Source organism: Streptomyces sp. NPDC059248 (assembly GCF_042753905.1).
GTDB lineage: Bacteria > Actinomycetota > Actinomycetes > Streptomycetales > Streptomycetaceae > Streptomyces.
In genome coordinates, this window is sequence record NZ_JBHYZV010000005.1 from 24,496 (window position 1) to 49,964 (window position 25,469).

Consider the following 25,469-nt stretch of genomic DNA (forward strand, 5'->3'; position numbering starts at 1 on the left):
GTGCACAGATTAGGTCCTCGCACCGACAACGGTCGAAACGGCGAAACGCGAAACTTGTCCGGATGGCGTCCCGGGGCGGTGCCGGGCAGGGATCCGCCGGGCCCCGGAGCCCGGCCACGGCGGTCAGAAGGCGTCGGTGTCCTCGTCGGCGACGGCTCGGGCGTAGACCTCGGTCAGCTGGGCGCGGGAGTCCTCCAGATAGTCGGCGAGGAGCCGCTCGGCGGCGGTGCGGTCGCCGTCGCGGAGGACTTCGAGGATCTCCCGGTTGCGGAGGAGGTAGGGGCGGTGGAGGCCGCGGGGGTCGTCGACGACGTGGAAGACGAGGCGCAGCTCGGCCAGGACGCCGCGCATCAGCTCGTCCGTACGGGCGCTGCCGGCGAGGGCGACGAGTTCGCGGTGGAAGTGGATATTGGCGGTGGCGACGCCGGTCCACTCCTCGTCGTGCTCGTGGCGCTCGCCCGCGGCGACGGCCTCCTCGAGACCGTCGAGCGGATACGGGGGCTCGCCGAGGTCGTGGACGACGGCGCATTCGACGAGCCGGCGGGTGCGGTAGATGTCGGCCACGTCGCGGACCGCGAGCCTGCGGACGAAGACCCCCCGGTTGAGCTGGTGGACCAGCAGCCGCTCGCGGGTCAGCAGCCGGAACGCCTCGCGCAGGGTGTTGCGCGAGACGTTGAGGGCCTTGCCGATGCCGTCCTCGGACAGCCGCTCGCCCGGGCGGAAGTAGCCCTCGGCGATCCGGGTGCGCAGGATGTCCGCGACCCGTTCGGCGGTGCTGGTGCGGCCGAGCAGTGCCCGGTCGTCCGCCAGTCCGCCCGTGGCCGCGCCGACTCCGTCCGTTTCCCGCCGTGTCGTCCCCACAACACCCCACCCTTTCCGGCACGGGCCCGTTTCAACCCGGCGCGCGGTAGCCATCGTAGAAGGGCATGACGTCCCAACGCGCCCCTTGTCGGATCGTTCAACGATCCTCTAGCTTGGCGGAACAGGGTCGTTGCCGCCCCGGGGGTGGTGTCGCCCGTGCTCCTTCCTGATGTCCTTCGCGCTCCTTTCCTCCTGCGAGGTGCAGATGAGTACGGTTCGGGTACAGCCGAAGAAGGGCCGCCCCGCCGAAGACGGCGCGGACGGCGGCGCGTTCGCCTGGCTGCGGGCGCTCGGCCCGCGCGGGCGCCGCGCCTTCGGCGGCGCGTTCGGGGGCTACGCCCTCGATTCGTACGACTACTTCACCCTGCCGCTGAGCATGATGGCCATCGCGGCCTACTTCTCCCTGGACAACGGGCAGACGGGGCTGCTGACCACGGTCACGCTGGTGGTGTCGGCGGTGGGCGGCGCGCTCGCCGGGATCCTGGCCGACCGGATCGGCCGGGTGAAGGCCCTGATGGCCACCGTGATCACCTATGCCGTGTTCACCGTGGCCTGCGGTTTCGCCCCCAACTACGAGACGCTGCTGGTGTTCCGCGCCCTTCAGGGGCTCGGTTTCGGCGGTGAGTGGGCGGTCGGGGCGATCCTGGTCGCCGAGTACGCGACGGCGAAGCACCGCGGGCGCACCCTCGGATTCGTGCAGAGCGCGTGGGCCGTCGGCTGGGGGCTCGCGGTCGTCGTCTACACCCTGGTCTTCTATCTGCTCGACCCGGACACCGCCTGGCGGGTCATGTTCTTCACCGGCGCCGCCCCCGCGCTGCTGGTGATCTATGTACGGCGCCATGTCCAGGACGCGCCCCGGGTGGAGGCACAGCGCGACGGCAGCGCCCGGCGCGGCTCCTTCCGGGCGATCTTCCACAAGGATCTGCTGCGGGTCACCCTCTTCGCCACCCTGCTCTCCACGGGTGTCCAGGGCGGCTACTACACCCTGGCGACCTGGGTGCCGACCTATCTCAAGAACGAACGCGGGCTCACCGTGGTCGGTACCGGCGGCTATCTGGCGTTCCTGATCACCGGCGCGTTCCTCGGCTATCTCACCGGGGGCTATCTCACCGACCGAATAGGCCGCAAGAACAACATCCGGCTGTTCGCGGTGCTCTCGGCGGTGGGCGTGCTGGCCTACTCCCAGCTGCCCGCGGGGGAGAACGGGCTGCTGCTGGTCCTCGGCTTCCCCCTCGGGTTCTGCATGTCGGCGATCTTCAGCGGATTCGGCTCCTTCCTGAGCGAGTTGTATCCCACCGAGATCCGCGGCACGGGCCAGGGATTCACCTACAACAGCGGTCGCGCCGTGGGGGCCTTCCTGCCGACCCTGGTCGGCTATCTCTCCGACAGCTGGGGCGTCGGCGGGGCTCTGGTCCTGGGCGCCGTGGGCTACGGTCTGGCTTTCGTCGCGCTGTTCGGCCTGCCCGAGACCCGTGGCCGGGAACTGCTGTGACAGGGACGCGGCCCGGTGTCGTGCCGTGGCTGTGGCTGTGGCTGTGGCTGTGGCTGTGGCTGTGGCTGTGGCTGTGGCTGTGGCTGTGGCGCATCGTGACGCACTCCGGCGGGCAGAGCGCCGCGATCTCCTGTGACGACTCCCGCGGAAAGAGAGGAGACACCGGATGACCCGGGCTTCCATCGATCTCAACGCCGATCTGGGCGAGGGGTTCGGCCGTTGGCGGCTCACCGACGACCGGGCACTGCTGTCGGTGGTCACCAGCGCCAATGTCGCCTGCGGCTTCCACGCGGGGGACGCGGTGACCATGCGGGAGGTGTGCGGGCTCGCGGCCGAGCGGTCGGTACGGATCGGCGCCCAGGTGTCCTACCGGGATCTGGCCGGCTTCGGGCGGCGCGCGATGGACGTCCCTGCGCGGGAGCTGTCGGCCGAGGTCGCCTATCAGATCGGCGCCCTGGAGGTCTTCGCCAGGGCGGCCGGTTCACGGGTGTCGTATGTGAAGCCGCACGGCGCCCTGTACAACCGGGTGGTACGGGACGAGGAGCAGGCGGCGGCCGTGGTGGAGGGGGTGCTGCTGGCGGGCGAGCGGCTGCCGCTGCTCTCCCTGCCCGGGTCGGCGCTCCACGAGCTGGCGCGGAAGGCGGGACTGCCGGTGATCACGGAGGGATTCGCCGACCGCGCCTACACCGCGGAGGGCACCCTGGTGCCGCGCGGGGAGGACGGGGCGGTGCTGACGGACGAGGCGGCCGTGGTCGAACGGTCCGTCGGCATGGCCCGCTCCGGGGTGGTCACCGCGCGCTGCGGGCGGACCGTGCCGGTCCGGCCCAGGTCCCTGTGCGTCCACGGGGACACCCCGGGCGCGGTGGAGCTGGCCCGGCGGATACGGCGGGGGCTCGTGGAGGCGGGCGTGCGGGTGGAGGCGTTCGTATGAGGGCGCTCCGGGTGGGTGAGCGGGGTCTGCTGATCGAGCTGGCCGACGGGGACGAAGTGGGGGCGCTGCACGCCGAGTTGCTGCGCCGGAGGGCGGCCGGGCTGCTTCCGCCGGTGACGGAGATCGTGCCCGCCGCCCGGACCGTGCTGCTGGACGGGGTGGCGGATCCCGGGGGTCTCGCGGCGGAGCTGGCCGGCTGGGAGCCCGCGCCCGCCGGCGGCACGGCGCGGGGGGCGGTCGAGGTGCCGGTCCGTTACGACGGGCCGGATCTGGCGGAGGTGGCGGCGTTGTGGGGGGTCGCCGACGACGAGGTGGCCGCGATCCACTCCGCGGTGGAGTTCCGGGTCGCGTTCTGCGGGTTCGCCCCCGGCTTCGGCTATCTGACCGGGCTGCCCGCGCGCTACGCGGTACCGCGCCGGGCGACGCCGCGGACGGCGGTGCCCTCCGGGGCGCTCGGCCTCGCCGGGCCGTACTCGGGCGTCTATCCCCGCGCCTCGCCCGGCGGCTGGCGGCTGATCGGGCGGACGGATCTGGAGCTGTGGGATCCGGGCCGGGATCCGGCCGCGCTGCTGTCACCGGGGGTCCGGGTGCGGTTCGTGCCGGTGGATCCATGACCGATCAAGCGGTGGTGGTCGTCAGGGCGGGGGCGCTGACCACGGTTCAGGACCGGGGCAGACCGGGGTACGCCCATCTCGGGGTGCCGCGTTCGGGCGCCCTGGACGCGCCCGCGGCCCGGCTGGTGAACCGGCTGGTGGGCAACGCGGAGGGGGCCGCGGTGCTGGAGACCACGGTCGACGGCTGCGCGGTCCGGCCGCGCCGGGCGGTGACGGTGGCCGTCGGCGGGGCGCCCTGCGGGATACGGGTGGACGGGCGCCCGGTGGCGTGGGGGGCGCCGGTGCGGGTGCCCGCGGGGGCGGTATTGGACATCGGGCGGGCGAGCCGGGGCGTACGGTCCTATGCGGCGTTCGCGGGCGGGATCGCCGTGGATCCCGTGCTCGGGAGCCGGTCGACGGATCTGCTGTCGGGGCTGGGTCCCCCGGTCGTCGCCGACGGCGCGGTCCTGCCGCTGGGCGCTCCGGCGGGGCCGTCCGCCGGAGCCGGCGGGCCGGTGCCGTGGCCGGGGCCGCCCGTCGAACTGGTGCTCCGGGTGCGGCTCGGGCCGCGTACGGACTGGTTCACCCCGGCCGCGCTGCGGGCCCTGTTCTCCGGGGGTCACCGGGTGTCCCCGGCGAGCAACCGGATCGGGATCCGGACACAGGGCCCGGCGCTGGGGCGGGCGCGGGGCGGGGAGCTGCCGAGTGAGGGCATGGTGCTGGGCGCGGTGCAGGTGCCGCCGGACGGGCGTCCGGTGGTCTTTCTCGCCGACCATCCGACGACGGGTGGCTATCCGGTCGTCGCGGTGGTCGACGGCCGTGATCTGCCCGCGGCGGCCCAGGCGGTTCCCGGCACCCCGGTCCGCTTCGTCGACCTGTCCTGAGGCCCGGGGAACGGCAGGACCGGCAGGACCGGCAGGACCGGCACGGTCACCCGGGGCGACCGGTCCACAAGGGGCGGCCGGATCGCGCGGAACGGTCGGATCACCCGCGGTTCCGGGGGTCGTCCGGGGTGCCGTAGCCTCCGCCGCCCGGGGTCAGCAGGACCAGGACGTCGTCCGGGGCGACCTGTGCCGTATCGGTTCCGGCGAGAGGGGTGACCGTACCGTCGGCGCGTTCGACGCGGTTCTCGCCGAGGGCTCCCGGGGCGCCGCCGGCCATGCCGTAGGGGGCGATCCTGCGGTGCCCGGTGAGCAGGGCGACGGTCATGGGTTCGAGGAAGCGGAGCCTGCGGACGACACCGTCACCGCCGTGCCAGTGGCCCGCTCCCCCGCTGCCGCGGCGGACGGCGAAGGAGTCGACCCGGACCGGGTAGCGCCATTCGAGGATCTCCGGGTCGGTCAGCCGGGAGTTGGTCATATGGGTCTGGACGGCGTCGGCGCCGTCGAAGCCGTCGCCCGCGCCGGAGCCGCTGGCCACGGTCTCGTAGTACTGCACCCGGTCATTGCCGAAGGTCACGTTGTTCATGGTGCCGGAGCCCTCCGCCTGGACCCCGAGCGCCGCGTACAGCGCGCCGGTCACCGCCTGGGAGGTCTCCACATTGCCCGCGACGGTCGCCGCGGGCGGTTCGGGCGCCAGCATCGACCCGGGCGGCACCCGGATGTCGAGCGGTTCCAGACAGCCGCTGTTGAGGGGGATGTCATCGCCGACGAGGGTACGGAAGACGTACAGCACGGCGGCCGTGACCACGGAGGTCGGCGCGTTGGTGTTGTCGGAGCGCTGCGGGGACGTACCGGCGAAGTCGACGACCGCGCCGCGCCGGGCGCGGTCCACGCGCACGGCGACCCGGATGACCGCGCCACTGTCCGTCTCGTAGGCGTACGACCCGTCGCCGAGCCGGGCCACGATCCGGCGGACGGACTCCTCGGCGTTGTCCCGGACGTGCCGCATATAGGCTCGCACCACATCGAGGCCGAACTGGTCGACCATGTCGCGCAGTTCGGCGATGCCCTTCTCGTTGGCCGCGATCTGGGCGCGCAGATCGGCGATGTTGGTGTCGGGGGCGCGGGACGGATGACGGGCCCCGGTGAGCAGCTCCCGGGTCTCCCGCTCCCGCAGCCGGCCGTCCCGTACCAGCAGCCAGTTGTCGAAGAGCACGCCCTCCTCCTCGATGGTGGTGCTGAAGGCGGGCATGGAGCCGGGGGTGATCCCGCCGATCTCCGCGTGGTGGCCCCGGGAGGCGACCAGGAACAGCAGTTCGGCGCCGGTGTCGTCGTAGACCGGGGTCACGACCGTCACATCGGGCAGATGGGTGCCGCCGTGGTAAGGGTCGTTGACGGCGAACACGTCGCCCGCCCGCATCCCGTGGCCCGCGCCGTCCCGGTCGCGCCGCAGCACCTCCTTGATGGACTCGCCCATGGAGCCCAGATGGACGGGGATGTGCGGGGCGTTGGCGATGAGATTGCCCTCGGCGTCGAAGAGGGCACAGGAGAAGTCGAGGCGTTCCTTGATGTTGACGGAGTGCGCGGTGTTCTCCAGGCGTACGCCCATCTGCTCGGCGATGGACATGAAGAGGTTGTTGAAGACCTCCAGGAGGACGGGGTCCACCGCCGTTCCGGCGGCCGCGTCGGACGGCCGGGGCGCGGTCCGGGTCAGCAGCAGATGCCCGCCGGGGCCGGCCTCGGCGCGCCAGCCGGGGTCGACCACGGTGGTGGCGTCGTCCTCGGCGAGGATCGCGGGGCCGGTGACGGTGTCGCCGGGGCGCAGATCGGCGCGGTGGCGCAGGGGTACGTCGTGGCGGGCCCCGGCCGTGTGGAGGGGGACGAGAGCTCGCGGACCGGGCTCCCTCCCCGGGCCCGGCGGCGACTGGGGCTTGTCGTCCTCCGGGTGCCGCTCCCCCGCCGCGCCCGTGGCCTCGACCGACACGGACTCGACGACCAGGGGCTTGTCCATGGTGAACGCGTACCGGGCGCGGTGGGCGGCCTCGAAGGCGTCCCGCATGGCGTCGGCCGTGTCCAGGGGTACGGGCAGCCCCGCGTCGGTGCCCTCGTAGCGGATCACGACCCGGGCCCGGGTGGTGATCGACGCGTCCGGTACGCCGTCGGCGCGGAGTTCGTCCCGGGCGCGGTCGGCGAGCCGTCCGCAGACGTCCCGGACCCGTCCGACGGCGGTCTCGGTCAGCGCGGTCTCCACGGACCGCTCCCGCATCGCGGTGGCGTCGGCGAGTCCGATGCCGTACGCGGAGAGCACTCCGGCGAGCGGCGGGACGATCACGGTGCCCATGCCGAGGGCGTCGGCGACCGCGCAGGCGTGCTGGCCGCCCGCGCCGCCGAAGGAGGTGAGGGCGTAGCGGGTGATGTCGTGTCCCCGCTGGACGGAGATCTTCTTGACCGCGTTGGCCATGTTGAGCACGGCGATCTCCAGGAAGCCCGCGGCGACCTCCTCGGGGCCGTGGTCGGTCCCGGTCTCGCGCCGGACGCGTTCGGCGAGGGCGGTGAAGCGCTCCCGTACGAGATCGGCGTCGAGGGGCCGGTCGCCGTCGGGGCCGAAGACGGCGGGGAAGTGGGCGGGCTGGATCCGGCCGAGCATCACATTGGCGTCGGTGACGGTCAGCGGGCCGCCGCGGCGGTAGCAGGCGGGTCCGGGGTCGGCGCCCGCGGAGTCGGGGCCGACGCGGTAGCGGCGGCCGTCGAAGTGGAGGACGGAGCCGCCGCCCGCGGCGACGGTGTGGACGCTCATCATGGGGGCGCTCATCCGCACCCCGGCGACCAGGGTGCCCGGTTCGCGTTCGAACTCCCCGGCGTAGTGGGAGACGTCGGTGGAGGTACCGCCCATGTCGAAGCCGATGACGCGGTCGTAGCCGGCCCGCCCCGCGGTACGGGCCATGCCGACGACGCCGCCCGCGGGGCCGGAGAGGACGGCGTCCTTGCCGCGGAAGCGGGCGGCCTCCCGCAGCCCGCCGTTGGACTGCATGAACAGCAGCCGGATCCCGGGCAGTTCGGCGGCGACCTCGTCGACGTACCGCCGCAGGATCGGGGAGAGATAGGCGTCGACCACGGTGGTGTCGCCGCGGGGCACCAGCTTGATCAGGGGGCTGACCTCGTGGGAGCAGCTGACCTGGGTGAACCCGAGGTCGCGGGCGGCCTTCGCGACAAGGGTCTCGTGCTCGGGGTGGCGGTAGCCGTGGAGCAGGACGACGGCGGCGGAGCGCACCCCGGCGGCGTGGACGGCGGCGAGCCGTTCGGTGACGGCTTCGAGGTCGAGGGGGCGGACGACCGTACCGCGGGCGTCGATCCGTTCGGGGACCTCGACGACGCGTTCGTACACGGGCGGCGGAAGCTCGATCCTGCGCTCGAAGATCCGGGGCCGGTTCTGGTAGGCGATGGCGAGGGCGTCGCCGAACCCCTCGGTGATCAGCAGGGCGGTGGGTTCGCCGCGCCGCTCCAGCAGGGCGTTGGTGGCGACGGTGGTGCCCATCCGGACGACGGCGACCCGCTCGGCGGGCACCGGCTCACCGGGGCCGAGGCCGAGGAGCAGCCGGATCCCGGCGACGGCGGCGTCGCGGTAGCGCCCGGGGTCGTGGGAGAGGAGCTTGCGGGTGACGAGCCGGCCGTCGGGACGGCGGCCCACGATGTCGGTGAACGTGCCGCCTCGGTCGATCCAGAACTCCCAGCGCCCGGTCATGCCCTCATGATGACCCCGCCGGGCGCCGCGGGCGCCGCGGACGGCCGGACGGCCCGGGGGCGTCGCGGTGATGGCGACAACCCACCCGGCGGCGGCCCGCCGGCGCGGCGCGGCGCGCGAACGCCTGCCCGTGGGGCGTGCCCCGGCAGGCGCCGCCGTGGGCGGCCGTATACCCCGGGCCGTCGAGGTCCGTGAGAAGCCGGACGGTTCCGGGCCGTCGTGGTCCGTGAGAGGCCGGACGGCTCCGGGGCGTCACGGCCGGCGGCCCGCGACGCCCCGCCCGGACCGTGGGGCGGCAACGGTACGTCCCCGGAGCCCCGGGCCCGGCGCGCGGGCCGGGAGCCGGGGGCGCGGGCCAGGGAGCCCGGGGGGCGCCGCCCGGCGCTGAGGGCGCCGGGCGACCGGGTGGCGCCGGGCGGCCGGGTGGCGACCTCAGCGCCGGGGGTGCCGGGCGGCCGGGTGGCGACCTCAGCGCCGGGCGGCCGGGTGGCGCGGGGACTCAGAGGGGCGGGACGTCCGAGGCCATCCGGCTGCGGACCGCCGTCTGGACCTCGGCCTCCTCCGCCGGATCGGCGGCGAGGCGGCGGAACCGTTCGGCGACGCGCAGATCGCCGGTCGCGGCGTGGCGGGCGGCCACCTCGCGCGTGGTCTCCTCGCAGTCCCACAGGCATTCGACGGCGAACCCTGTGGCGAACGACGGATCGGTCGCCGCCAGGGCGCGCGCGGCACGGCCCCGCAGGCAGGACGACGCGGTCTCGCGGTAGACGTGCCGCAGGACGGGGGCCGCGCAGGCGATCCCGAGCCGGCCCGCGCCGTCGACCAGGGTCCACAGCAAAGGGGCGTCCGGGCCCTGGGCGCGGACGGTCTCGCGGAGCGCGCCGAGGACGAGCCGGGCGTCGTGCGCCCCGCCCCGGCAGGCGAGCACCCCGGCGGCGGATGCCCCGAGCGCGTCGGGCCGGTGGACCCAGCCGCGGGCCCGGTCGACGGCCTCGTCGCCGCACATGCGCTCGAACGCGGCGACGGCGGCGTCGGCCACCGCCCGGGAGCCGGCGGATACGGCGTGCTCGATCAGATCGAGGACGACGGGGTCCCGGCGTTCGGCGAGATAGTGGAGCGCCGCGGCGCGGGCGCCGTCGGCGCCGTCGCGGGCGGCGACCAGGATGGCGGGCCGGTCGGCGTCGGAGGCGACGGCGGCCAGGCAGCGCGCGGCGGGGACATGGAGGGGTGTGCCGCGCTCCTGGCCCTGGTCGGCCCAGTCGAAGACGGACTGCACGCTCCAGCCGGGCCGGGGGCCGCCGGACCGCATCTGGCGCTGCCAGCGGTCGAAGGACCCGGCCTCCCGGGCGGCGCGCACCCGGGCGCCGACGCTCTCGCGCGGATCATCGGCCCACAGCCGCCAGGGCCGGGGCTCGAAGGCGTCGCGTACGGCGACGGCCAGCTCGGCGTCGCCCTCGGGTCCGGCGGGGAATCTGGCGAGGACGGGCTCGGCGAGGGCGCGCAGCCCCGCGTCGTCGTCACGGAGCGCCAGCTCGTCGAGCGCCCACTCCCAGTTCGCCCCGCGGGCCGCGTACTCGCGCAGCAGGGCGAGGGCGTCCCGCCGGCCGTAGGCCGCGAGATGCCCCAGGACGGCGAGCGCGAGCCCGGTACGGGCCTCGTCGGTGTCCAGGACGTCGTCGGTGTCGCGGAGATGGCTCCCGATCTCCTCCAGACCTCCGTGGAGGTCGAGGTAGAGCCGGGCGTAGTACAAGGAGCGGTTCTCGACCTGCCAGTCGTGGCGGGGATCGTTCAGCACACAGTGGTTGAGGGCGGCGAGCGCCTCGGCGCGTGGCGCGGCGAGGGCGTGCAGCGTGCCGTCGCCGCGGCCCCTCTGCAACAGACCGAGCAGCGTACCGCTCGGCGCTATGACTGGATCGAACATGGGGAAAGCCTCACATCAAGCTCTCGACGCAACCGGGGACGGGAATGCCTAGGCCGCGCAGCAGCCCGGGGAACCGGCCCGCGCCCTGCTCGTCGTCCGCGCCCTCTGCTTGCTGTAGACCATGTTCCTCGCCTCTCGTCGGTGGGCCCCAGGGGAATTCCCGGTGATGTCCGGGACAGGACCCGTCGTCATGATGACCCACCCATATCGCCACCGCGACCACATTTACGACGTCCCTCCCCGGTGGTCCCCGCGCATGGCGCGCGCGGCCTTCCGGGGCGGAGCCGGAAACTCTCCGTGACGAAGGGGTGGGGCCGATCGGTCGCCTCAGCGGTCGCCGGGGTGCCCGAACAGTTCCAGAAGCTCTGTCTTCCCAAACATTCGCGCGGTATCCACGGCGGAGGGGGTTCCGGCCGCCGGATCCGCCCCGTGGGCGAGCAGGACGCGGACGACCTCGTCCTCGCCCTTGAAGACCGCCCCGGCGAGCGGGGTCTGGCCGCGGTCGTTGGCGCGGTCCGGGTCGGCGTCCCGGGCGAGCAGGGCCTCGACCGCCGCCGCGTGCCCGTGGTAGGCCGCGAGCATCACCAGGGTGTCGCCGCGGTCGTTGGTGAGATTCGCGGGCACCCCGGCGTCGACGTACGCGGCGAGCGCCTCGGTCTCCCCCCGGCGCGCCAGGTCGAAGACCTTGGTCGCGAGTTCGACCACGTCCGGGTCGGGGGACTCACTCATCGCGGGGACCGCCTCTCGTTCGTCGGGGGTTCCGTCTCCGGCTCCGCTGACCTGGGTGTACGGCGGGAACAGCCGTACGAGCGACGCACAGCGTACTGCCCGTACGGACGGCCGGGCCGCGCGCTCGGGCCGCAACCGCCCCGCGGCGGGGCGCCGGGTCGGCTCCGGACCGCGCGACGGCGGGGGCGGGGCGGCGGGCGGGTGCCGCGCCCGTATGTCCGCGCCTTCCCGTCCCCCTGGGCCGCGCACCCCTCTTCGCGTCCGCCAATCTGGTGAAATTCACCCCTTTTCACCTCTTTGCACCTTTAATCACATATGCACTTCCTGTGAGGCTGGAAGTACTCAAGGTGACTGTCCCCTCACCCAGGAGAACACCATGATCCTCTCCATCTCGGGCGTGGTCCTGCTCGCGATCATCGTCTTCCTCTTCTTCAAGAAGGACGGCCTCAAGGCGTCCCACGCGCTCGTCTGCGCCCTCTTCGGCTTCTTCCTCGCGGGTACCGCCATCGCGCCCAGCATCACCGCTGGCAGCCAGAGCCTGGCCAGCCTGCTGGGCGGCATCAAGTTCTGATCAGCCGCCTGTTCCACCCCCGGTCCCGCCCCCTGTCCCCCGTTCCGCCGCCCGTCCCGCCCCCTGCCCCCGTTCCGCCGCCGGTTCCGCCGCACCGTCCCGTGCGTCCGGCCCCGGCGCTCCACCCCCGTCCCGACCCACGAACCCCGGCCCTCAGGAGTACGACGTGGCCCCGCGACCACTCACCCGCATCATGAGCAGCGGTACCGCGCGGCTCGCCCGGAGCCGGGAGCTCGCCCGCTCCGCCACGAACGGGGCCACGGACGTGCTCCATCCCCTGATCGTCATCTCCCGGGGCCTGCGGGAGCTGACCGTGTCGACCCGGCGGAGATGGGCCGACACGCCCAAGGAGAAGCGGGGTCCCGCCCTCTTCTTCGCGGGCGCGGGGGTGCTGGTGGTCGCGTTCGTCCCGTACGGGCCCCTCACGGCCCTGATCTCGGTGATGGCCGCCGCCGCGTGGAAGGGGCGGGCGCACGGCTCCGACGACCCGGACACGGGTCCCGACGAGGCGGCCGCCGGACGGCTCCAGGCCCTCTACGAGGCCCTCGTGCCCTACTTCGCGGTCCCCGACGACCCCGCCCCGCTGTTCACCCCCGGCGGCCGGTGGGACAGCGCCTTCTCCGACGCCGCCTTCGACGAAGCGGGGCGGCTGACGGCGCTGCGCATCCGCTACCCGGCGTACTTCACCGACGGCGAGGCCGCGTCCCGGGCCCGGATCGAGCAGGTGCTGCACGCCAAGTCGGGCCGTGGCCGCGAGTACCGCTTCGACTGGGACGAGGAGGGCAACGAGCTGGTGCTCGGTGTGCTCCCGGCGCTGCCGACCACCGTCGTCGCCCAGCACTTCGTCACCGCTCCCGGCGAGACCGTCCTCGGCTTCACCGACGCGGGCGCGGTCCGGCGGACCCTGCCCGTCACGGACGAGGGCTCCGACGGCACCACCCGGGACGCCCCGCCGGTGATCTGGCGGACCGGCCCCCGCTCGGCCGAACCGCATCTGCTCGTCGTGGGCGACCCCGGCAGCGGCACCTCGACCCTGCTGCGGTCGATCGCCGTGCAGGCGCTGCGGCACGGGGACGTCCTGATCGTGGAGGGCGGCGGTACGGGCGAGTACGCGTTCCTGGCCGGTCGGGTGGGTGTGGCCGCCGTCGAGTGCTCCTTCACCGGCGCGGTCGCCGCCCTCGACTGGGCGGCCCGGGAGACCGAGCGGCGGCTGATCGCCGCGAACCACGCGCGCCAAGCCGGGCTGCCCGCTCCCCCCGACACCCGGCGACCGCTGTGGATCCTGGTGGACCGGCCGTCGGCCCTGGGGCATCCGGCCGCCGCCGACGGCCGCCCCGACCCGCAGGAACTGCTCCATGTCCCGTTGCGGCACGGCCGGGCGGCCCAGGTGATCGTGGTGGTCGCCGAGCAGACCGACTATCTGGACTCCCTCACCGACGCGGTACGCGACCACACCCGCGCCCGGGTGGCGCTCGGGCCGCTGCCGGCCGGGCGGATCGAGGCGGTGCTGGGCGGCCGGCCGCCGACGACACCCGTACCGCACATCCCGCCGGGGCGCGGTTACGCGCGGCTCGGCACCGGGCCCGTGCTGCGGATCCAGGTACCGGCGACCCCGGACCCGTACGACGAAGCGACGAGCGAGCACCACCGCGAAGCGGTGCTGGAACTGCTGCCCGAACGCCATGACGAGCTGGTGGACGAGCCCGCGGCGGACCGGCCGCAGGTACCGATCCCCGCCGAACCCGCCGAACCCGCCGAGCCCACGGCGGGTCCGGCCGACCGGAACGGCGCCGACGGCCGTACGGCTCCCACGGCGGGACCGGCGCCGGTGCCCGCCGAGGGCTGACCCTCCACCCTCCGTCGCACCGGTACGGCCCCAGGCGCCCCGGTACCCCGCTCCGGTCCCCCGGTCCCCCGACCCCCCGGCCCGTCTCAGGCCACGAAGGTCCGCTGGGACTCGGTGCCGGTGGTCCCGCCGCGCTCCACCAGCCGGGCCGCCGCCGCCAGCCGGACGGCGGCCTCGTCGGCCACGGGACCGGCGACCGTGAACGGCAGTCGTACGAAACCCTCGAAGGCCCCGTCGACCCCGAACCGGGGCCCCGACGGCACCCGGATGCCCACCCGCTCGCCCGCCTCCGCGATCCGCGATCCGGAGAGACCGCCCGTGCGCACCCACAGCGTCAGCCCGCCGCCGGGCACCGTGAACTCCCATTCGGGCAGCTCGCGGCGGACCGCGGTGACCAGCGCGTCCCGGTTCTCCCGCGCCTGGTGGCGCCGGACGGCCACCGCCTCCTCCCAGCCACCGGTACGCATCAGCCAGTTGACGCCGAGCTGCTCCAGCACGGGGGTGCCCAGGTCCGCGTAGGCGCGGGCGGCGACGAGGGAGCGGATCACATCGGGCGCGGCCCGGACCCAGCCGATCCGCATACCCGCCCAGAACGCCTTGCTCGCCGAGCCGACCGTCACCACCGTGCCGCCCGCCGGGTCGAAGGCGCAGACCGGCCGGGGCCGTGGCGCGTCCTCGTCGAGCGGCAGTTCGGCCATCGTCTCGTCCACCACGAGCACGGTCCCCGCGGACTTGGCCGCCTCCACCAGACCGCGCCGCCGCTCCTCGTCGGCCAGCGCGCCCGTGGGGTTGTGGAAGTCGGCGACGACGTACGCCAGCCGGGGCGCCGCATCCCGCAGCACCTGCCGCCAGCGGTCCAGGTCCCAGCCGCCGAGGCCTTCCAGCATGGCCACCGGGACCAGCCGGGCCCCGGCCTCGCGCATCAGTTGGAGGATGTTCGCGTACGAAGGCGACTCCACGGCGACCCGTTCGCCGCGCCCCGCGAAGAGATGGCAGAGCGCGTCCATGGCGCCCATCGCACCGGTGGTCACCATGATCTGCTCGGGCATGGTGGGGATACCGCGCGCCGTGTAGCGCTCGGCGAGGAGCTGCCGCAGGACGGGGATGCCCGCCGGATAGTCGCCGTGGGTGTGGGCGTACGGCGGCAGCTCCTCCAGGGCGCCCTGTATCCCCCGGGTGAGCCAGGGCTCGGGCGCCGGGAGGGCGGCGCAGCCCAGGTCGATCATCGAGCCGAGGGCCTCCGGCGGCAGCGGTTCAAGACCGCGCGCGGGCAGCGGGTTCCCGGCCGGGACGGCGGTCCAGCTGCCGGCGCCGCGCCGGGACTCCAGGAAGCCCTCGGTCCGCAGCGCCTCGTACGCGGCGGCGACGGTGGTCCGGCTGACGGCCAGCGCCAGGGCCAGCTCCCGCTCGGCGGGCAGCCGGGCCGCGACCGGCACCCGGCCCTCCAGCACGAGGACCCGGATGCCGTCGGCGAGCGCACGGTACGCGGGCGGCTTACGGGTACCGGGCCCGGCCGGGCGGGGCTGCTGGGCGGCGAGTTGGCGGGCGAGCTGGGCCGCACCGACGGCAGAGGTCCACCGGGACAAGGAAATCAGTCCACCTTCCGCGAATTGGCCATGGCTGGCATTTACGCCATGGCCACAGGGTGTCATAAGCCAGTCCACTGCCACCAGGAGGAGTCCACCCGTGTCGACCGAGTCCGCGCCCGAGGAACCACAGTCGTCCCGTCCCTCCCCGGCCGGCGGCCCGCCCGCCGGCGGCGCCCCGGCCGACAGTGCGCCCGCCCCCGGCGGCCGGCGGCTCGCCCGCCGGCTGACCCAGCTCTACGCGGGGCTCGTGCTGTACGGGGTGAGCTGCGCGCTCATCCTCCGCGCCGGGCTCGGCCTCGAACCGTGGAACGTCCTCCACCAGGGCCTTTCCGAGCGCACCGGGCTCTCCATGGGCGTGGTGATGACCGTGGTCGGCGCGCTGGTGCTGCTGCTGTGGATCCCGGTCCGGCAGCGGCCGGGCCTGGGCACGGTCTCCAATGTCGTGGTCATCGGGTTCGTGATGGACGGGGCGCTGGCCGTGCTGCCGGAGCCGGAGGCCCTGGCCGTCCGGATCCCGCTGCTGGCGGCCGGGATCCTCCTGAACGGGGTGGCGACCGGTCTGTACATCGCGGCCCGGTTCGGTCCGGGACCCCGGGACGGCATCATGACGGGGCTGCACCGGGCCACCGGCCTGTCGATCCGGCTGGTGCGGACCATCGTCGAGGTGACCGTCGTCACCACCGGTTTCCTGCTCGGCGGCACGGTCGGCGCCGGGACGATCGCCTACACCCTGGCGATCGGCCCGCTGGCCCAGTTCTTCCTCCGAGTCTTCGCCGTCCCCGAGCCGGACGCCGCCTCCGAGCCGGACGCCGCCCCCGAGCCGAACGCCGCCCCCGAGCCGAACGCCGCCTCCGCGTCGCACGGTGTCCGGGAGCCGGGCGGCGGGAGCGGGGTCGTGGCCGGGAGCACCCCGTCCCGGGCGATACTGCGGCGGTGACCAGCGTTCCCCCGCCCCGGATCCATCCGTATCTCGACCACCCCTCGGTGCTGCCCTTCGCGCACCGCGGCGGCGCGGCCGGCGGACTGGAGAACACCGCCTCCGCCTTCCGCCGCGCCGCCGCCCTCGGCTACCGCTGGTTCGAGACCGATGTCCACACCACCGCCGACGGACGGCTGGTCGCCTTCCACGACGACACGCTGGACCGGGTGACCGACGCGCGGGGCCGGATCGCCGAGCTGCCGTGGCGGGAGGTCCGGCGGGCCCGGATCGGCGGAATCGAGCCGCCGGTGCTCTTCGAGGATCTGGTGGAGGAGTTCCCCGGAGCCCGCTGGAACGTGGACCTCAAGGCCGGGTCCGCGGTGGAGCCGCTGGTGGATCTGGTCCGGCGGGCCGACCTGTGGGACCGGGTGTGCGCGGGCTCCTTCTCGGAGGCGCGGGTCGCCGGGGCCGCCCGGCTCGCGGGGCCCCGGCTGGCGACCTCGTACGGCGTCGGGGGCGTCGTCGGCCTGCGGCTGCGGTCCCTCGGAATTCCGGCGCCGCTGCGCGCCGGAGCGGTCTGCGTCCAGGTCCCGGAGGCCCGGGGCGGGGTCCGGGTGGTGGACCGCCGGTTCGTCCGCGCGGCCCGGCGGCGGGGGCTGAAGGTCCATGTGTGGACGGTGAACGACCCCGACCGGATGCGGGCCCTGCTGGACCTGGGGGTGGATGGCATCATGACCGATCATCTGGAGACGCTGCGCGCGGTACTGACCGAGCGGGGAGCCTGGGTCTGATCCGCCGCGTCCGCGCCACGAGACCACGAGGGGGCGCGGCATGGTCGCCGAGATCACGGAACCGGCGGGCCACGGCGGCGGGGACGAGCACAAGGACGGCAGGGACGGCACGGGGGACGGCCCGGACAAGCGGGACCGCGCGCGGCAGCGCCACGGCTGGTACTTCTACGACTTCGCCTGCTCGGTCTACTCCACCAGCGTCGTCACGGTCTTCCTCGGGCCGTATCTGACCGAGGTCGCGAAATCGGCCGCGGGCGACGACGGCTATGTCCATCCCCTGGGGATCCCCGTCCGGGCCGGTTCCCTCTTCGCCTACTCCGTCTCCGCGTCCCTGGTGCTCGCGGTGGTGCTGATGCCGCTCGCGGGCGCCTGGGCCGACCGTACGGGCCGGAAGAAACCGCTGCTCGCGGTCGCCGCCTACACCGGCGCCGCGGCCACGACGGGCATGTTCTTCCTCGACGGGGACCGCTATCTCCTCGGCGCCGCCCTGCTGATCGTCGCCAATGCCGCGCTCGCGGTGTCGATGGCCCTCTACAACGCCTATCTCCCGGAGCTGGCGGAGCCCGCCGAGCGGGACGCGGTCTCCTCCCGGGGGTGGGCCTTCGGCTACACCTCGGGCGCGCTGGTGCTGGTGCTCAACCTGGTGCTGTACGGGAACCACGAGGGCTTCGGCCTGTCGGAGTCGGAGGCGGTACGGATCTGTCTGGCCTCGGCCGGGCTGTGGTGGGGCGCGTTCACCCTGATCCCGCTGCGGCGGCTGCGGGACCGCGGGCTCCCGCCCGGCGAGCGGGCCGCGGGCCGCGGCGGGCTGCGACAGCTCGCGGCCACCCTGAAGGACATGCGGCGGCATCCGCTGACGCTGTCGTTCCTGCTGGCGTACCTCGTCTACAACGACGGGATCCAGACCGTGATCTCCCAGGCGTCCGTCTACGGCAAGGAGGAGCTGGGTCTCGGCCAGACGACGCTCATCGTGGCGGTCCTGCTGGTGCAGGTACTGGCCGTGGCGGGCGCGCTCGGGATGGGACGGCTGGCCCGGCGGTACGGGGCGCGGCGCACGATCCTCGCGTCGCTCGCCGTCTGGACGCTGATCCTGACCGCGGGCTACTTCCTGCCCGCCCGCGCCCCCGTCTGGTTCTTCGGCCTCGCGGCCGCGATCGGTCTGGTCCTCGGCGGCAGCCAGGCGCTGTCCCGGTCGCTCTTCTCCCATCTGGTGCCGCGCGGCAAGGAGGCCGAGTACTTCTCGGCGTACGAGCTGAGCGACCGCGGACTGAGCTGGCTGGGGCCCCTGGTGTTCGGTCTCGCGTACCAGCTGACGGGGAGCTACCGGGACGCCATCCTGTCCCTCGTGGGCTTCTTCGCGCTCGGTTTCGTCCTGCTCGCGAGGGTCCCGCTGCGCCGTGCGGTGGCCGCTGCGGGCAATCCCGTACCGGACCGGATTTAGACCTTGAAGTGAAAGGCCGGTAGTGTACGCGTTTGGCCTGCCAGGCGGACCGTTACTGCGCACGGGGAAAAAGACGTCACTGGGTGACACTTTCTGCCAGATGTGACAAACCGGGCGTCGGCGGGTACCCCGACTCAGGGGAAGGCAGCGGCACGACGGGCGACGCATGACCCGGAACGGGAATCTTTACGGCCGACCGGACGTTGACCGGATGACGACGACAGCGACACCTGTCCTGTGGGCGACAAGCCCGGGAGGCACGATTCATGAGTGAGCGAGCTCTCCGCGGCACGCGACTCGTGGTGACCAGCTACGAGACGGACCGCGGCATCGATCTGGCCCCGCGCCAGGCGGTGGAGTACGCATGCCAGAACGGACATCGTTTTGAGATGCCGTTCTCGGTGGAGGCGGAAATTCCGCCGGAGTGGGAGTGCAAGGCGTGCGGCGCCCAGGCACTCCTGGTGGACGGCGACGGCCCCGAGGAGAAGAAGGGCAAGCCCGCGAGGACGCACTGGGACATGCTCATGGAGCGGCGCACCCGCGAGGAGCTGGAGGAGGTGCTGGCCGAACGGCTGGCGGTCCTGCGCTCCGGCGCGATGAATATCGCGGTGCATCCGCGGGACAGTCGGAAGTCCGCGTGAGTCCCCCCGTCCGGGCCGTCTGACGGCACGGGCGGAGCGCACGGCCGACCCCCGCAACGAGCGAAACGCCCGCGGGCCGGATCACACCATGTGATCCGGCCCGCGGGCTTTTGTCTGCTTCCCGCCTGGTTCCCGTCCGGCTTCCCGCCTGCTCCCCGTCTGTTCCGGTCCGCTTTTCCGCCGGTATGACGACCGGGGGCGTACGGTACGGCTCCCCTCCCGCTCCCCCGCGAGCGGCTCGGGCCCGCGTTCGGGCCCGGGACGGCCCCGCCCACGCCCGAACGGGGCTTCCGGGCCCCTCCCCGGGCCGGGAAGGGGCCCGCGCCCGCTACGGCCGGTCGTCGGGGCGGATGACCCGTCCCTCGATGATCTTCGGCGGCTGGTCGGCGTCCCCCGGCCGGGAGGACGGCGGCGCCGGGTTGGGGTCGACGACCTCGCCCGGGACGACCTTGCCGTCGGGGCGGTGGATCCTGGCCTGGTTGAAGGCGTCGCCGATACTGCCCGGCGCGGCGGCCCGCATCCGGCGCTCCAGGGACCGCTCGGCGTACCGGCTCAGCGCCTTGCGGACCGGCGGTACCAGCAGGATCAGGCCGAGGACGTCCGAGGCGAAGCCGGGGACCATGACCAGCACTCCGGCCAGCATCAGGAAGCCGTTGCCCGAGGAGTCCGGCGGCGCCGTCTCCGCCCCCGCTCCGGGCTGCTGGGCGCGCTGGAGCGTCTCGGTGAGGTTCCGGAAGGCGTTGCGGCCCGCCTGCTTCACGATCGCCCCGCCCGCGACGGCCTGGGCGATCAGCAGCGCGAGCACCGGGAGCACCCCGATGGCGCCGCCGACCAGGATCAGCAGCCAGAGCTCCAGCGCCAGCCAGGCGAGCACGGCGAGCGGGAGGAGTCTGCGGGCACGTGAGCGCTGGGGTGGTGCCGTCGGGGGCACGGGGCCGGTCGTCATGCCCCCAGTGTGCCCGGACCGGGGGCGCGACGGCACGGCCGGGTGATCATCGACCGCCCCGCGGGCCGTTCCGGGGCGGTACGGGACCTCTTCGCCGAGGCCGGATCACGGCGTCGAGCGGCCCCGGAAACGGTTCGCCCGGTCCGACACACCCCAGCCCGCGACCCGCCACAGCGCCTCGACGGCGATATTGCGGTTCATCTTGGAGTCGCCCAGCTCCCGCTCGACGAAGGTGATCGGCACCTCCACCACGTGATAGCCCGCGGCGACCGCCCGGCGGGCCAGGTCGACCTGGAAGCAGTAGCCCTGGGACGCGACCTCGGAGAGCCCGAGTCCCCGCAGGGTGTCGGCCCGGAAGGCGCGGTAGCCGCCGGTGACGTCCCTGATGGAGATGCCGAGGAGCAGCCGGGAGTACGTGCTGCCGCCCCGGGACAGGAACTCGCGGTACTTAGGCCAGTTCACCACCCGGCCGCCGGGGACCCAGCGCGAGCCGAGGACGAGATCCGCGCCCTTGAGCGCGGTCAGCAGTCTGGGCAGCTCCTCCGGCTGGTGGGAGCCGTCGGCGTCCATCTCGATCAGTACGCCGTAGTCGTGTTCCAGGCCCCAGGAGAAGCCCGCGAGATAGGCCGCGCCCAGGCCCTCCTTGCCCTTGCGGTGCAGCACATGGACCTGCTCGTCCTCCGCCGCCACCTCGTCGGCCAGCTTTCCGGTGCCGTCGGGGCTGTTGTCGTCGGCGACCAGCACGTCCGCGTCCGGGACCGCGGCCCGGACCCGGGACACGATCTTCTTGATGTTCGCCGCCTCGTTGTAGGTCGGGATGATCACCAAGGCTCGGCCGAGTGGCCCGTACCGCCTCTGGACCCCGCGGTCCGTAGCGCCCTCGTTCACTGCTGCCCCTTCATGTCGTGCACAGGGACCCACCTTAGCGATCGCGGGGCGGCGGGCAGCGACGGCTCGGGATATGGGGTGTCGGGAAGGCGCCGGAAAAGGGCCCCGGGGCGCTCCGGAGGCCGACCGCCGGACGGATCGGGGGCCGGCGTCCTTCGGGCCGACCTGGGACCCGCTGGCTGCGGATCGACCGAGAGCCGTTGTCTACTGAACGCCGGACCCCTATCCGGGTCGCACCTGCCGACCGGCTGAAACCTTCCCTCGCCCCCGAGGCGCGGGTGCTGGGCCTGGCTCCCAGTGGCAGTGCCCCGGTGCGGTGCGCTGCCCCATGACCCAGCGGCGTTCGAGACGTGTGTGGATGCTCGTCCGGTCGGACGTCCTGTGGTGGACCCGGCCGAACCTACCCGCCCCTGGGCGCTCCGTGTCAACAGTCGTGCGATCTGCGCGGTTTGCCCAATTCGCCCGACCGGCGCCGCAGACTCGCAGGTAGCGGCGGAGAGCCCGGAAAGCCGGACCGCGGAGCGAAATGTCCGGACGTCACCCGTTCAGACGATCGAAGATGATTTGTCCGGAGACCACCGTACGCAGGCAGAGCGGCAGTTCACCGCCGGGGGTCAGATCCGGCAGTCCCGGGGTGCCGGACCGGGGATCGGTGGACCAGCGGGCCACCCGGTCGTCCGGCGCCTGGACCACCAGGGCGCCGGTCCGCCAGACGGCGTAGTCGGCGGGTGCGCCGGGGACCAGGATCCCCGCGTCGTCCCGGCCGACGGCCCGCCAGCCGCCCCGGGTGTGGGCGGCGAAGGCGGCCCGGACCGAGATCCGGTGTTCGGGCGTGCGGTGGAAGGCGGCGGCCCGGACCGTGCCCCAGGGGTCCAGCGGGGTCACCGGGCTGTCGGAGCCCAGGGCGAGCGGCACCCCGGCGCGCAGCAGGGCGGCGTACGGGTTGAGGGTCCGGGCCCGCTCGGCGCCGAGCCGCTCGGCGTACATGCCCTCGTCGCCGCCCCACGCGGCGTCGAAGGCGGGCTGGACGGAGGCGGTGAGCCCGAACTCGGCGAAGGCCGCGACATGTCCGGGGGTGAGCATCTCGGCGTGCTCCACACGGTGGCGGGCGGCCCGGATCCGGTTGGTGCCCAGCCGCTCCGCCGCGGTCCGCACCCCCGTCACGACGGCGGTGAGCGCGGCGTCGCCGATGGCGTGGAAACCGGCCTGGAGCCCGGCCTCCGTGCAGGCGGTGACATGGGCGGCGATGTCGTCGGCGTCGAGGTGTGCCGTGCCGGTGTGGTCGGCGTCGGCGTACGGGGCGTGCAGACAGGCGGTGTGGGAGCCGAGGGAGCCGTCGGCGAAGAGATCGCCCGCGGCGCCCAGGGCGCCCAGCTCCCGGATCCGCTCGGCGCCCTTCGCGTCCGCGATCCGTTCGGCCCAGTAGCCGACGACCCGGGGGGCGGGCCGCCCGGCGGCGAGCGCGAGCAGTCCGGTGAGGTCCGCCTCGTCGGAGATCTCGGGCCCGGCGCACTCGTGGAGGGTGCCGATGCCGAGGGACGCGGCCCGTTCGAGGGCGGCGCTCTGGGCCGCCGTCCGCTGGGCGGGGGTGACGGCGCCGTGGGCCGCGGCCCGTACGGCGTGGTGGGCGGCGTCGGTGAGGGGCGCTTCGGGGTGGTAGCCGGTCAGCCCGGTGACACCGGGCACCAGGTCGAGCAGGGCGGTGGTGGCGACGGCCGAGTGGACGTCCACGCGCGGCAGATAGAGCGGGCGTCCGCCGGTCGCATCGTCCAGTTCGGCCCGGGACGGCGGCCGGCGCTCCGGCCAGCGGGCCGCGTCCCAGCCGCCGCCGAGGAGGACCGCGTCCCCCGGGTGGGCGGCGGAGTGCCGTCGTACGAGCGCCAGCGCGTCCGCGAGGGACGAGGCGCCCGACAGGTCGAGTCCGGTGAGCGCGAGCCCGGTGGCCGTCGTGTGCACATGTGCGTCGGTGAACGCGGGTGTGACGAGCGCCCCGTCGAGGTCGACGGTCTCGTCCACCCCGTCGGCGAACGCGTCGGCCGCCCCCTCGGAGCCCACCCAGGCGATATGCCCCCGCTCGACGACCATCGCGGTGGCGAAGGGGTCGGCGGGGCTGTGGACCTCGCCGCCGCGCAGCAGAACGGTCCGGTCGGCGGCGGGAACGGGGGTGGTGGAGACGCTCATGGGCCCAGCCTAGGCCGTGCCGTCCGGACATCCCCCGGGCGCCCTCCGGAGGCTCAGAGACTCGGCGGGCGGGCCTCGTAGGGGGTGGAGAGGACGACGGTCGTCCGGGTGGAGACCCCGGCGAGCGTCCGGATCCGGGTGAGCAGGTTCTCCAGCTCGAGCGGGGTGGCGACCCTGACCTTGAGGATGTAGTTCTCGTCGCCGGCCACGCTGTGGCACGCCTCGATCTCCGGTACGCCCGCGAGACGTTCGGAGATGTCGTCGGGGGCGCTGGGGTCGAAGGGCTTGACGGAGATGAACGCCGTCATCGGCAGCCCGACCGCCTCGGGGTCGACCACCGCCGCGTACCCGCGGATGACACCCCGCTGCTCCAGACGGCGGACCCGCTGGTGCACCGCCGACGTCGACAGGCCGGTGGCCTTGCCCAGGTCGGTGTAGCTCATCCGCCCGTCTTTGACGAGCAGCTCGACGATCTGACGATCCAGGTCCTCCATGCGCATCAACTTAATTGCCCGCGGGGGTTCCGGCACACCGCTCGGCGGTCCGACCGCCCCACTACCGGCCGGGTGTGATGAACGCCACAGGTTGGGAATGGTCTTGACTGTGACCGGATGGTTATCCACCACTCCGGATGGGAAGTGCTTGCTGTGGTCGAGGCCACACGAGCCTGGTTGGCCCACCCGAGGGGGAGATTCTCCATGCAGAGTGTCAAGAACAGTGCCCGTACCGAACCGGAGCCCGTTGATCCGGCGGAGTCCGCGACGTCTGCCGAGTCGGACGAGCTGAACATGTACGACACCTTCGAGATGTTCCGGGTCGTCTGCCCGGACTGCGCGCAGCCGATCGCGCTGCTCGCCGGTGAGGACGCGCTTCCCGAGCACGCCCTCTGCCCCACCCCCTGGAACCCCTTCGGGCTGACCGTGTGCGCGGGCACCGGCCGGCCGGCGGCCGAGGCGCGCTCGGCCGACGAGAGCCCGGAGCCCCAGGAGCAGGAGATGGGTCTGCTGCTGACCCTTCCGCAGGGGCTCGACTGGCGGATGCAGCCCTTCTCGCACGTCGGCGGCCCCGGGTCGCGGCCTCTGCGACAGCTGCCCGCGATGCGCGACCGAGCCGCCTGACACCCCACCGCTTATTCGACCTCCGGCCACCGGACCCGGGACCCCGGCCGGAAGGGACTGCCGCCCGGCAGGGGCAGGCCGTCGGCCCGCCCCTCCCCCGCCCCCGCCGCCTCAGCCGGTCTCGGGACCGGTGAGATGACGGGCGATCACCATCCGCTGGATCTGATTGGTGCCCTCCACGATCTGCAGCGCCTTCGCCTCGCGCATGTACCGCTCGACGGGGAAGTCCGCCGTATAGCCGTATCCGCCGAGTACCTGTACGGCGTCGGTCGTGACGCTCATCGCCGCGTCCGTACAGAAGAGTTTGGCCATCGCCGCCTGCCGGGAGTAGGGCCGTCCCGCGTCCCGCAGCCGGGCGGCGGCCAGATACAGCGCGCGGCCCGCCTCCACCTTGGTCGCCATGTCGGCCAGCAGGAACCGCATGCCCTGGAAGTCCGCGACGGGACGGCCGAACTGGCGGCGCCCGGCGGCGTAGGACACCGCCTCGTCGAGCGCGGCCTGCGCGATCCCGATCGCACAGGCGGAGATCCCCAGACGGCCGGCGTCCAGCGCGGCCAGCGCGATGCCGAACCCCTGCCCCTCGTCGCCGATCCGGCGGCTGTCGGGGACCCGGACGCCGTCGAAGTTGAGCTGGGCGGTGGGCGACCCCTTCATCCCCATCTTTCGTTCCGGCGCGGCCGGTACGAGCCCCTCGGCCCCGCCGGGCACCAGGAAGGCGGTGATCCCGCGGGCACCGGGGCCGCCGGTCCTGGCGAAGACGGTGTGGAAGTCGGCGATCCCGCCGTGGGTGATCCATGCCTTGGTGCCGGTGATCACCCAGCTGTCGCCGTCGCGCTCGGCCCGGGTGCGCAGGGACGCGGCGTCCGACCCCGACGACGGCTCGGAGAGGCAGTACGCGCCCAGCAGGCCGCCTCCCAGCATCCCGGGCAGCCACTCGGCCCGCTGCTCCTCGGTGCCGTATCCGGCGAGCGCGTGGCAGGCGAGGGAGTGGACGCTGACCCCGAGGCCGACGGTGAGCCGGGCGGCCGCGAGCTCCTCCAGGACCTGGAGATAGACCTCGTACGGCTGCTCCCCACCGCCGTACCCGGTGTCGTACGGGAGGCCGAGCAGTCCGGACTCCGACAGCAGGGTGAAGGTGTCGCGCGGGAAGTGCCCGGCGTCCTCCTCTTCGGCGGCGCGGGGGACGATCTCCCGCTGGGCGATCTCACGGACCAGGGCGAACAACTCCCCGGCCTCCTCGGTCGGCAGCTGACGTTCCACCGGCTGCGGGGCACGGTCGGACATTGCGCGCTCTCCTCCCTGTCGGGCGCTGCGGTGCCACGCGTCGACGGGTGTGCGCGTGCCACCGGTTTCTGCCGTGCCGATGCTGCCTCCCCGGATCGCGGAAAGGC

The 25,469-nt window shown here is 73.9% G+C and carries 22 protein-coding genes; 12 read left to right on the plus strand and 10 right to left on the minus strand.

All coding sequences use genetic code 11. The annotated features are described in order from the left end of the window. Positions 1 to 123 precede the first annotated feature (123 nt). Positions 124 to 861, minus strand: a complete 738-nt coding sequence (locus tag ACFXG1_RS03590; RefSeq protein ID WP_384740647.1) for a GntR family transcriptional regulator — start codon at positions 859 to 861, stop codon at positions 124 to 126. Positions 862 to 1,066: 205 nt separating this feature from the next. Between ACFXG1_RS03590 and ACFXG1_RS03595 the strand changes: the two genes are divergently transcribed. From ACFXG1_RS03595 to ACFXG1_RS03615, 5 genes are read left to right on the plus strand one after another with little or no spacing between them, the layout of a single operon-like run. Beyond that, positions 1,067 to 2,353: an MFS transporter gene (locus tag ACFXG1_RS03595; protein WP_384715732.1), complete on the plus strand. Its 1,287-nt coding sequence runs from the start codon at positions 1,067 to 1,069 to the stop codon at positions 2,351 to 2,353. Further along, a complete protein-coding gene (locus ACFXG1_RS03600) occupies positions 2,350 to 2,523 on the plus strand; it encodes a hypothetical protein (protein WP_384715735.1) in 174 nt (57 codons plus the stop codon). The genes ACFXG1_RS03595 and ACFXG1_RS03600 overlap by 4 nt, the downstream gene beginning before the upstream one ends. Then, the gene (locus ACFXG1_RS03605) at positions 2,520 to 3,284 is read left to right on the plus strand and encodes a LamB/YcsF family protein (protein WP_384715738.1); all 765 of its coding nucleotides are present in this window, start codon (positions 2,520 to 2,522) and stop codon (positions 3,282 to 3,284) included. Before ACFXG1_RS03600 ends, ACFXG1_RS03605 begins: the two co-directional genes overlap by 4 nt. Further along, positions 3,281 to 3,898 (plus strand): allophanate hydrolase subunit 1, encoded by a 618-nt coding sequence (locus ACFXG1_RS03610; protein WP_384715741.1) that lies wholly within the window; start codon positions 3,281 to 3,283, stop codon positions 3,896 to 3,898. Before ACFXG1_RS03605 ends, ACFXG1_RS03610 begins: the two co-directional genes overlap by 4 nt. Further along, entirely contained in the window at positions 3,895 to 4,761 is an 867-nt protein-coding gene (locus ACFXG1_RS03615; RefSeq protein ID WP_384715744.1) for a biotin-dependent carboxyltransferase family protein, read from the plus strand. Before ACFXG1_RS03610 ends, ACFXG1_RS03615 begins: the two co-directional genes overlap by 4 nt. Before the next feature lie 100 nt (positions 4,762 to 4,861). Here the strand turns inward: ACFXG1_RS03615 and ACFXG1_RS03620 are convergent, their stop codons facing one another. The 3 genes from ACFXG1_RS03620 to ACFXG1_RS03630 form a co-directional block, all read right to left on the minus strand. After that, positions 4,862 to 8,500 (minus strand): hydantoinase B/oxoprolinase family protein, encoded by a 3,639-nt coding sequence (locus ACFXG1_RS03620; protein ID WP_384740652.1) that lies wholly within the window; start codon positions 8,498 to 8,500, stop codon positions 4,862 to 4,864. 499 nt (positions 8,501 to 8,999) lie between these two features. After that, positions 9,000 to 10,418: a HEAT repeat domain-containing protein gene (locus tag ACFXG1_RS03625; RefSeq protein ID WP_384723178.1), complete on the minus strand. Its 1,419-nt coding sequence runs from the start codon at positions 10,416 to 10,418 to the stop codon at positions 9,000 to 9,002. A 327-nt stretch (positions 10,419 to 10,745) separates the two neighbouring features. After that, a complete protein-coding gene (locus ACFXG1_RS03630) occupies positions 10,746 to 11,147 on the minus strand; it encodes an ankyrin repeat domain-containing protein (protein ID WP_384740656.1) in 402 nt (133 codons plus the stop codon). A 376-nt stretch (positions 11,148 to 11,523) separates the two neighbouring features. On the opposite strand from ACFXG1_RS03630, the gene ACFXG1_RS03635 reads away from it, so the two are divergent. Then, the gene (locus ACFXG1_RS03635) at positions 11,524 to 11,718 is read left to right on the plus strand and encodes a hypothetical protein (protein ID WP_358824785.1); all 195 of its coding nucleotides are present in this window, start codon (positions 11,524 to 11,526) and stop codon (positions 11,716 to 11,718) included. 166 nt (positions 11,719 to 11,884) lie between these two features. Then, entirely contained in the window at positions 11,885 to 13,564 is a 1,680-nt protein-coding gene (locus tag ACFXG1_RS03640; RefSeq protein ID WP_384715516.1) for an ATP-binding protein, read from the plus strand. Positions 13,565 to 13,650: 86 nt separating this feature from the next. On the opposite strand, the gene ACFXG1_RS03645 is transcribed toward ACFXG1_RS03640, so the two are convergent. Further along, the gene (locus ACFXG1_RS03645) at positions 13,651 to 15,150 is read right to left on the minus strand and encodes a PLP-dependent aminotransferase family protein (protein WP_384715513.1); all 1,500 of its coding nucleotides are present in this window, start codon (positions 15,148 to 15,150) and stop codon (positions 13,651 to 13,653) included. A 226-nt stretch (positions 15,151 to 15,376) separates the two neighbouring features. On the opposite strand from ACFXG1_RS03645, the gene ACFXG1_RS03650 reads away from it, so the two are divergent. From ACFXG1_RS03650 to ACFXG1_RS03665, 4 genes are all read left to right on the plus strand, one after another. Then, positions 15,377 to 16,090 (plus strand): YitT family protein, encoded by a 714-nt coding sequence (locus tag ACFXG1_RS03650; protein WP_384740834.1) that lies wholly within the window; start codon positions 15,377 to 15,379, stop codon positions 16,088 to 16,090. Beyond that, a complete protein-coding gene (locus ACFXG1_RS03655; protein WP_384715510.1) occupies positions 16,087 to 16,863 on the plus strand; it encodes a glycerophosphodiester phosphodiesterase in 777 nt (258 codons plus the stop codon). The genes ACFXG1_RS03650 and ACFXG1_RS03655 overlap by 4 nt, the downstream gene beginning before the upstream one ends. A 40-nt stretch (positions 16,864 to 16,903) precedes the next feature. Further along, positions 16,904 to 18,304 carry an MFS transporter gene (locus ACFXG1_RS03660; RefSeq protein ID WP_384715507.1) on the plus strand — a complete coding sequence of 467 codons (1,401 nt, stop codon included), beginning with the start codon at positions 16,904 to 16,906 and terminating at the stop codon, positions 18,302 to 18,304. Positions 18,305 to 18,570: 266 nt separating this feature from the next. Further along, the gene (locus tag ACFXG1_RS03665) at positions 18,571 to 18,945 is read left to right on the plus strand and encodes an RNA polymerase-binding protein RbpA (protein ID WP_003959706.1); all 375 of its coding nucleotides are present in this window, start codon (positions 18,571 to 18,573) and stop codon (positions 18,943 to 18,945) included. Between the two features lie 328 nt (positions 18,946 to 19,273). On the opposite strand, the gene fxsA is transcribed toward ACFXG1_RS03665, so the two are convergent. The 4 genes from fxsA to ACFXG1_RS03685 all read right to left on the minus strand — a co-directional run bounded on the left by fxsA (position 19,274) and on the right by ACFXG1_RS03685 (position 23,454). Continuing rightward, positions 19,274 to 19,891 carry an FxsA family membrane protein gene (fxsA, locus tag ACFXG1_RS03670; protein ID WP_384740662.1) on the minus strand — a complete coding sequence of 206 codons (618 nt, stop codon included), beginning with the start codon at positions 19,889 to 19,891 and terminating at the stop codon, positions 19,274 to 19,276. A gap of 105 nt (positions 19,892 to 19,996) precedes the next feature. Next, entirely contained in the window at positions 19,997 to 20,779 is a 783-nt protein-coding gene (locus tag ACFXG1_RS03675; protein ID WP_384722864.1) for a polyprenol monophosphomannose synthase, read from the minus strand. Positions 20,780 to 21,316: 537 nt separating this feature from the next. Further along, on the minus strand, positions 21,317 to 22,960 hold the full coding sequence (locus ACFXG1_RS03680; RefSeq protein ID WP_384740665.1) for an amidohydrolase: 1,644 nt from the start codon (positions 22,958 to 22,960) through the stop codon (positions 21,317 to 21,319). 53 nt (positions 22,961 to 23,013) lie between these two features. After that, positions 23,014 to 23,454 (minus strand): Lrp/AsnC family transcriptional regulator, encoded by a 441-nt coding sequence (locus ACFXG1_RS03685; protein ID WP_384717331.1) that lies wholly within the window; start codon positions 23,452 to 23,454, stop codon positions 23,014 to 23,016. A 204-nt stretch (positions 23,455 to 23,658) separates the two neighbouring features. Between ACFXG1_RS03685 and ACFXG1_RS03690 the strand changes: the two genes are divergently transcribed. Continuing rightward, entirely contained in the window at positions 23,659 to 24,078 is a 420-nt protein-coding gene (locus ACFXG1_RS03690; RefSeq protein ID WP_384717334.1) for a hypothetical protein, read from the plus strand. 111 nt (positions 24,079 to 24,189) lie between these two features. Here ACFXG1_RS03690 and ACFXG1_RS03695 read toward each other — a convergent pair whose 3' ends face one another. Beyond that, the gene (locus ACFXG1_RS03695; RefSeq protein WP_384717337.1) at positions 24,190 to 25,362 is read right to left on the minus strand and encodes an acyl-CoA dehydrogenase family protein; all 1,173 of its coding nucleotides are present in this window, start codon (positions 25,360 to 25,362) and stop codon (positions 24,190 to 24,192) included. Positions 25,363 to 25,469 lie beyond the last annotated feature (107 nt).

What these genes read in the sequence shown, in the direction of transcription:
- fxsA (WP_384740662.1), bottom strand. Translation starts at nt 19,891, where the DNA reads ATGACGACCGGCCCCGTGCCCCCGACGGCACCACCCCAGCGCTCACGT.
- ACFXG1_RS03690 (WP_384717334.1), top strand. Translation starts at nt 23,659, where the DNA reads ATGCAGAGTGTCAAGAACAGTGCCCGTACCGAACCGGAGCCCGTTGAT.
- ACFXG1_RS03665 (WP_003959706.1), top strand. Translation starts at nt 18,571, where the DNA reads ATGAGTGAGCGAGCTCTCCGCGGCACGCGACTCGTGGTGACCAGCTAC.
- ACFXG1_RS03605 (WP_384715738.1), top strand. Translation starts at nt 2,520, where the DNA reads ATGACCCGGGCTTCCATCGATCTCAACGCCGATCTGGGCGAGGGGTTC.
- ACFXG1_RS03625 (WP_384723178.1), bottom strand. Translation starts at nt 10,418, where the DNA reads ATGTTCGATCCAGTCATAGCGCCGAGCGGTACGCTGCTCGGTCTGTTG.
- ACFXG1_RS03595 (WP_384715732.1), top strand. Translation starts at nt 1,067, where the DNA reads ATGAGTACGGTTCGGGTACAGCCGAAGAAGGGCCGCCCCGCCGAAGAC.
- ACFXG1_RS03680 (WP_384740665.1), bottom strand. Translation starts at nt 22,960, where the DNA reads ATGAGCGTCTCCACCACCCCCGTTCCCGCCGCCGACCGGACCGTTCTG.
- ACFXG1_RS03660 (WP_384715507.1), top strand. Translation starts at nt 16,904, where the DNA reads ATGGTCGCCGAGATCACGGAACCGGCGGGCCACGGCGGCGGGGACGAG.
- ACFXG1_RS03695 (WP_384717337.1), bottom strand. Translation starts at nt 25,362, where the DNA reads ATGTCCGACCGTGCCCCGCAGCCGGTGGAACGTCAGCTGCCGACCGAG.
- ACFXG1_RS03620 (WP_384740652.1), bottom strand. Translation starts at nt 8,500, where the DNA reads ATGACCGGGCGCTGGGAGTTCTGGATCGACCGAGGCGGCACGTTCACC.
- ACFXG1_RS03685 (WP_384717331.1), bottom strand. Translation starts at nt 23,454, where the DNA reads ATGGAGGACCTGGATCGTCAGATCGTCGAGCTGCTCGTCAAAGACGGG.
- ACFXG1_RS03615 (WP_384715744.1), top strand. Translation starts at nt 3,895, where the DNA reads ATGACCGATCAAGCGGTGGTGGTCGTCAGGGCGGGGGCGCTGACCACG.
- ACFXG1_RS03630 (WP_384740656.1), bottom strand. Translation starts at nt 11,147, where the DNA reads ATGAGTGAGTCCCCCGACCCGGACGTGGTCGAACTCGCGACCAAGGTC.
- ACFXG1_RS03610 (WP_384715741.1), top strand. Translation starts at nt 3,281, where the DNA reads ATGAGGGCGCTCCGGGTGGGTGAGCGGGGTCTGCTGATCGAGCTGGCC.
- ACFXG1_RS03635 (WP_358824785.1), top strand. Translation starts at nt 11,524, where the DNA reads ATGATCCTCTCCATCTCGGGCGTGGTCCTGCTCGCGATCATCGTCTTC.